Origin of the sequence: Pseudoalteromonas sp. P1-7a (assembly GCF_001401855.1) — a bacterium.
Lineage (GTDB): Bacteria > Pseudomonadota > Gammaproteobacteria > Enterobacterales > Alteromonadaceae > Pseudoalteromonas.
Genome location: NZ_LKDU01000059.1, coordinates 1 through 6331, shown reverse-complemented (window position 1 = coordinate 6331; position 6331 = coordinate 1). Strand labels below are relative to the sequence as shown.

At 41.4% G+C, this 6331-nt stretch carries 5 protein-coding genes; 4 read left to right on the top strand and 1 reads right to left on the bottom strand.

Annotated features, from left to right (window positions below; genetic code table 11):
- Window positions 1-103: 103 nt before the first annotated feature.
- Window positions 104-631, bottom strand: coding sequence for a sugar O-acetyltransferase (locus tag AN389_RS19245; RefSeq protein WP_055017915.1), 528 nt, complete (start codon window positions 629-631; stop codon window positions 104-106).
- Between the two features lie 153 nt (window positions 632-784).
- Between AN389_RS19245 and AN389_RS19240 the strand changes: the two genes are divergently transcribed.
- From AN389_RS19240 to AN389_RS19225, 4 genes are all read left to right on the top strand, one after another.
- On the top strand, window positions 785-1549 hold the full coding sequence (locus AN389_RS19240; RefSeq protein WP_055016932.1) for a DeoR/GlpR family DNA-binding transcription regulator: 765 nt from the start codon (window positions 785-787) through the stop codon (window positions 1547-1549).
- Between the two features lie 46 nt (window positions 1550-1595).
- Window positions 1596-3416: a glutamine--fructose-6-phosphate transaminase (isomerizing) gene (glmS, locus tag AN389_RS19235; RefSeq protein ID WP_055020481.1), complete on the top strand. Its 1821-nt coding sequence runs from the start codon at window positions 1596-1598 to the stop codon at window positions 3414-3416.
- 111 nt (window positions 3417-3527) lie between these two features.
- The gene (locus AN389_RS19230) at window positions 3528-4718 is read left to right on the top strand and encodes an alpha/beta hydrolase-fold protein (RefSeq protein WP_055020480.1); all 1191 of its coding nucleotides are present in this window, start codon (window positions 3528-3530) and stop codon (window positions 4716-4718) included.
- A gap of 158 nt (window positions 4719-4876) precedes the next feature.
- Window positions 4877-6175: a DEAD/DEAH box helicase gene (locus AN389_RS19225; protein WP_055017907.1), complete on the top strand. Its 1299-nt coding sequence runs from the start codon at window positions 4877-4879 to the stop codon at window positions 6173-6175.
- Window positions 6176-6331 lie beyond the last annotated feature (156 nt).

The window sequence follows — 6331 nt, the reverse complement described above, 5'->3', positions numbered from 1 at the left end:
GCTATCTGAAAATAAGCACACGTAATACATACCCATCCAACACCTACCATCTAGGTCAGGCGAGCTAGTGACTCCCAACGCTAAAAAAATATATTGATTAAAATTATAGTGTTCTTATTTCTCGGGCGGGATTACCCGCAACAACTGTATTTGCCTCTACATTTTTAGTAACGACAGAACCCGCGCCAACTACTGCGTTATCGCCAATGGTAACACCCGCTAAAACGATAACTCCCGCGCCAATCCATACGTTGTTGCCTATTGTAATAGGAGCAGCAAAGTTATCTTTATTCAGTCGCTGTGTAGGGTTAACAGCATGGGATACCGCTAACAACTGCACGTTAGGGCCAATTAAGCAGTCATCACCGATGCATATGGCTCCTTCATTTATTGGGGCATCTAATACCGTACAATTAATGTTTATGAAGCTACGATCACCAATAGTTATTTGATTACCATAATCACAATGAAAACCTGACTCTATAATTACCCCTTCCCCACATTGAGCGAATCGCTCTTTAATGCGTTTTAAATTGCCTTTACTCGGGCTTTTATTGAAGAGTCGGCATATTTCGCCTGTTTGTTTACGTAGGGCTAAAAGCTCTTTGCTTAAGCTATTAAATGACTGCATTGGAGGTTCTTTTTTAAGTTAGCGACGCTCTTACTATTTTACCTTTATTATAATTTGATGAAAGCTGCTTTATTTTTGCTCGTTCACTTGCCATTTAACTTGTTTCGTTTAAAATTGCACAACTTTCGAAACGAAACTTAATATACGATCTTTATGACTAAACGAAACACACAGCAGCGCCGCCATAATATATTGGCTCAGGTTAATGAGCTAGGTGAAGTGGCTGTGGAAAAGCTTGCTGAGCAGTTTCAAACATCTGAAGTAACCATTCGTAAAGATTTAACCGCGCTTGAAAAAAGTGGCCTGCTACTACGCCGTTACGGTGGTGCTATTGCACTGCCTAAAGAAATTGTAAGTGACGAAATAGACTCTAAGCGCAAAGTCGCAATAGCCAAGGCTGCAGCTGCACTTATAAAAGATCATAACCGCATTATTATTGATAGCGGGCGTACTACGGCCGCCATGATCCCAGAGCTTGCAAATAAACGTGGGTTAGTTGTAATGACTAATGCGATTAAAGTAGCGAGCCGTTTACTTTCACTTGAAAACGAGCCAACACTTTTAATGACCGGCGGTACCTGGGATCCGCATTCTGAGTCGTTTCAGGGGCAAGTTGCCGAAAACGTATTATGCTCTTACGACTTTGATCAGCTTTTTATTGGTGCTGACGGCATAGACGTAAAGCGCGGTACTACTACCTTTAATGAGTTAGTTGGTTTGAGCCAAGTAATGGCAAAAGCCGCTCGTGAAGTAATCGTTATGGTTGAATCAGATAAGATTGGCCGAAAAATACCAAATTTAGAATTACCGTGGAAAATAGTAACCACTTTAATAACCGATACTGGCTTAGCAGATGATAAACGCAAAGCGATTGAGGCGTGTGGTGTAAAACTAATTTGTGCAGAGATTATTGATTAGTAATTACAAAGTGAGTTACTAGAATTAAAAAATTAATGGAGACACTATGTGTGGAATAGTTGGGGCAGTTGCAGAACGTCCAGTAAACAAAATTTTAGTTGAAGGCCTTAAACGTCTTGAGTACCGTGGTTACGACTCTGCCGGTGTAGCACTTTTAGAAGGCTCTACACTAAATACTGTGAAAGCAGTAGGTAAAGTAGTGAACGTAGAAGCTGCACTTGAGAAAGCAGGTGTAAGCGGTCATACAGGTATTGCACACACTCGCTGGGCAACACACGGCAGCGTTACTGAAGAAAATGCTCACCCGCATGTATCAAACAATCAGCTAGCACTTGTGCATAACGGTATTATTGAAAACCACGCAAGTCTACGCGCATCGCTTAAAGAAGAAGGTTACGAGTTCCTATCTGAAACCGATACCGAAGTAATGGTGCACTTAATTCATAAGCTTCGTAAGCAACACACTACATTACTTGCATCTGTTCAAGCAGCGGTTAAGCAGTTTGAAGGTGCGTTTGGTACCGTTGTATTTGATAAAGCAAACGACAATGAAATCATCGTAGCGCGCTCAGGTAGCCCACTGGTTATAGGTTTAGGCCTTGGCGAAAACTTTATTGCTTCTGATCAGTTAGCACTATTACCGGTTACTCGCAGCTTTATCTTTTTAGAAGAAGGTGATGTAGCGCGCATTACACGTGACACTGTTGAAATTTTTGATGAAAATGGCAACGCGGTTGAGCGTGAAGTAGTTGAATCAAATATCACGCAAGATGCATCAGGCAAAGGCGACTACCGCCATTACATGCTAAAAGAAATCTACGAGCAGCCACTTGCAGTACGTAATACCCTTGAAGGACGTTTAAACGACGACCGCGTAGCAATTGATGCCTTTGGCGACAGCGCTCAGCAAATATTTAAAGACGTAAAACACGTACAAATTATTGCCTGTGGTACGTCATACCACTCAGGTATGGTCGCCCGTTACTGGCTTGAGCAATTTGCAGGCGTTAGCTGCAATGTTGAGATTGCCTCTGAGTTTCGTTACCGCCAATCGTATGTACACGAAAACAGCCTACTTGTAACTATTTCACAATCGGGTGAAACAGCCGATACGCTAGCGGCATTACGTTTAGCTAAAGAGCAAGGTTACATGGCCTCAATGACCATTTGTAACGTACCGGGTTCATCGCTTGTGCGCGAATCTGACCTTGCCTTTATGACTAAAGCCGGCGCTGAAATTGGTGTAGCTTCTACTAAAGCATTTACTACCCAATTAGTTGGTTTGTTAATGCTTACTGCGTCTATAGCGCAAGAAAAGCAGCTTGATCAAAGTGCCATTGTAAATGCTATAAAACTACTACCCGCTAAGCTTGAAGAAACATTACAGCTTGCTGATGGCATTGCAGACCTTGCAGAAGAATTTGCTGATAAGCACCACTCACTGTTTTTAGGTCGTGGTTCGCAATACCCAATTGCAATGGAAGGTGCGCTTAAGCTTAAAGAAATTTCGTACATTCACGCAGAAGCCTACGCAGCGGGCGAGCTAAAACATGGCCCACTTGCACTTATTGATGCCGACATGCCAATTATTGTTGTAGCACCAAACAATGAGCTATTAGAAAAGCTTAAATCAAACGTAGAAGAAGTACGCGCACGTGGCGGCATTATTTACGTATTCGCAGATAAAGATTCACACTTTGAGTCAGACGACACAATGCGTGTAATCAACGTAAACCATACTGACGATATTATTGCACCAATTGTTTACACACTGCCATTACAGTTACTGTCGTACTACGTAGCGGTAATTAAAGGTACTGACGTTGACCAACCACGTAACTTAGCTAAATCGGTTACTGTTGAGTAAAATCAAAAGGTTGGTAATTACCTGTTAAAGATAAAAAGGCGCTTAATGCGCTTTTTTTGTACCTCAAAGCCTGTTAGATTAAATAACACACTATTTTCTAAAGGATTAGTCATGCGTTTATTAACCGCTGTTTTTATATGTAGTTTATTTATATTTTATTCTAGTAGCATACTTGCAGAGCCTGATTTAAAACAGCAAACTATTAGCTATACGCAACAAACACACACTATTAAATCAGCCGTTTTAAACGAAGAACGCACAGTTGTAGTCCAGCTTCCAAAGAGTTATCAAGCTAATCCAAACAAAGTTTATCCAGTTATTTATCGCCTTGATGGCGCGGGTAATATACCGCTTATAAGTGCAGTGATGGAGCGATTACAAAATGATAATCGTGCGCCCGAGGTTATTATTGTCGCTATTGAAAACACCAATCGTTTAAGAGATTTATACCCCACAGTGAATAAAGAGCCACAAGGCCCGGTAGGTGAAGGCGGTGGTGCAGCAACGTTTTTAGCATTTATTGAGCAAGAGCTTATGCCCTTGATTAATAAAAGTTACCGTACGCACAATTATAATGTGATCGCAGGAGCGTCTGCGGCAGGCGTGTTTGCACTTTATACAATGCAAGCTAACCCTGAGCTTTTTCAAGCACACATTGCTTACAGCCCTGCCGTTTGGTGGAACTATGGCGCATCAGTAAAAGCGACTAAATCGTTTATCAATAAATCAAAAGATCTGAATAACTATGTTTATATAAATATTGGCGAAGAAGCAGGCTTAATGCGTGAGCGATACAATGAGCTGCAGCAAGCTTTGCAATCTAATAACTTGCCAAATTTACGTTTTTACAATGATACATTTGAAAATGTATCACATAACCTGACTTCCGTCGCAGGGGCCTTTAATGCCTACCATAATTTATTTTTACCCAAACAAATGCCCATGAGTGCTTTAAGCGATGATATAGAATCTATTGATGCTTATTATCAAACATTATCTCAGCAATGGGGTGAGCAAATAACACCTCCTGAGAGGGCTGTTAGGCAACTTGGTTACAATCTAGTAAATATGCAGCAATATGAGCGTGCTGTGGCAGTATTTAAGCATAATGTTAAGCATCACCCACAATCTGTTGATGCGCTATGGGGGTTAGGCTATGGCTATGAGGTACAAGGTAATATACAACAGGCACTTATTAAAATAGAAGCGGCTTTAAATGTTGTAGATACCACATACCCCCATTTAGGTGCCTTAAAAGAGACTAAAAGTAGATTACAAACACAGTTAAATAAAATGCAGTAATGTAAAAGGACAAAGCGTAGGTGTGGCCCGCGCTTACAGTTACCTTTACAACACGCAGCTGTTACCCATAAAACATTAAAATCACTAATCTCTACTTAATAAGAACTAAATACGCTAAAATTACAGGCTACTTTTTTAGCAATGAGCCCGTAATATTCATGACCTCAGCAACAAGCCCTAGTACCTTTAACGAACTTGGCCTTATTCCAGAGCTATTAGCTCGTTTAACAGATTTGGAATACAGCCAACCTACGCCAATTCAAGCTAAGGCGATTCCAAGTGTACTTGCTGGTAGCGATTTAATTGCGGGGGCTAATACTGGCTCAGGTAAAACAGCGACGTTTGCTTTGCCTATGCTACAAACCCTATTTTTAGAGCAAGGTGCTAAAAAAGCAGCGAGCAAAGGTAACTTTGTAACTGGGCTTATTTTGGTACCTACCCGTGAGCTTGCAACGCAGGTGGCCGATAGCGTTAAATCGTATTCTGCTAACTTTAATGGCGCAATTAAAACGGTCGCGGTATTTGGTGGTGTGTCGGTTAATACACAAATGCAGGCTCTACGCGGCGGTGCCGATATTATTGTTGCAACGCCAGGGCGTTTGCTCGATTTAATCTCAAGCAATGCTATTAAGCTCGATAAAGTAACTACACTTGTGCTTGATGAAGCCGACCGCATGTTAAGTCTTGGCTTTACCGAAGAGCTTGCCGAGTTATTAGCGTTAATGCCCGCTAAAAAACAAACCATGTTGTTTTCAGCAACCTTCCCAGAGCAAGTTACACAATTAACGCAAGAGCTGTTAACTAACCCTGTTGAAATACAAGTTCAAAGTAAAGACGAAAGCACCTTAGTACAGCGTGTATTTACGGTTAATAAAGGCGAAAAAACCACGGTTTTAGCGCATTTAATTAAAGCGCATAAATGGCGCCAAGCACTTATTTTTGTAAACGCTAAAAAAGACTGTGAGCACTTAGCAGGTAAGCTTGAAAAGCGTGGTATTAACGCACAGGTATTTCATGGTGATAAAGGCCAAAGTGAGCGTACTCGCGTAATAGAAAAATTTAAAGCCGGCGAAATAGAAGTACTTATTGCCACCGATATAGCAGCCCGTGGTTTAGATATTGCCAAACTGCCTGTTGTTATTAACTTTAACTTACCGCGCAGCCCCGCTGATTACATGCACCGTATTGGCCGCAGCGGCCGTGCAGGTGAAGTTGGTTTAGCGTTATCGTTAATTGATTATGAAGACTTTCATCACTTTAAAATAATCGAAAAGAAAAACAAACTTCGTTTAGAGCGTGAAGAAGTAACCGGTTTTGCGGTAAACCAAGCAAACCTTGATGCGGCCCTTGCACTTAAAAACGATAAACCAATGGCAAAGCCCGCCGGCACAGGTAAGAAAAAGAAGAAAAAAGCCAACCAAGAAGATGACGTATGGAGCGGCTGGAGAAAAAGATAAGCCTTAATACATGTAAGTCATTAAACCCGAATTATTAAAAAACCCTGCAAATTTGCAGGGTTTTTATTAGGGCGTGTTGACCTTTGCGGATTGAAATTTGTTCAATCTAGGGGCGATTAAATCGCGGCGCGAGGTTTGTAACCTAGTGGGCTAAGT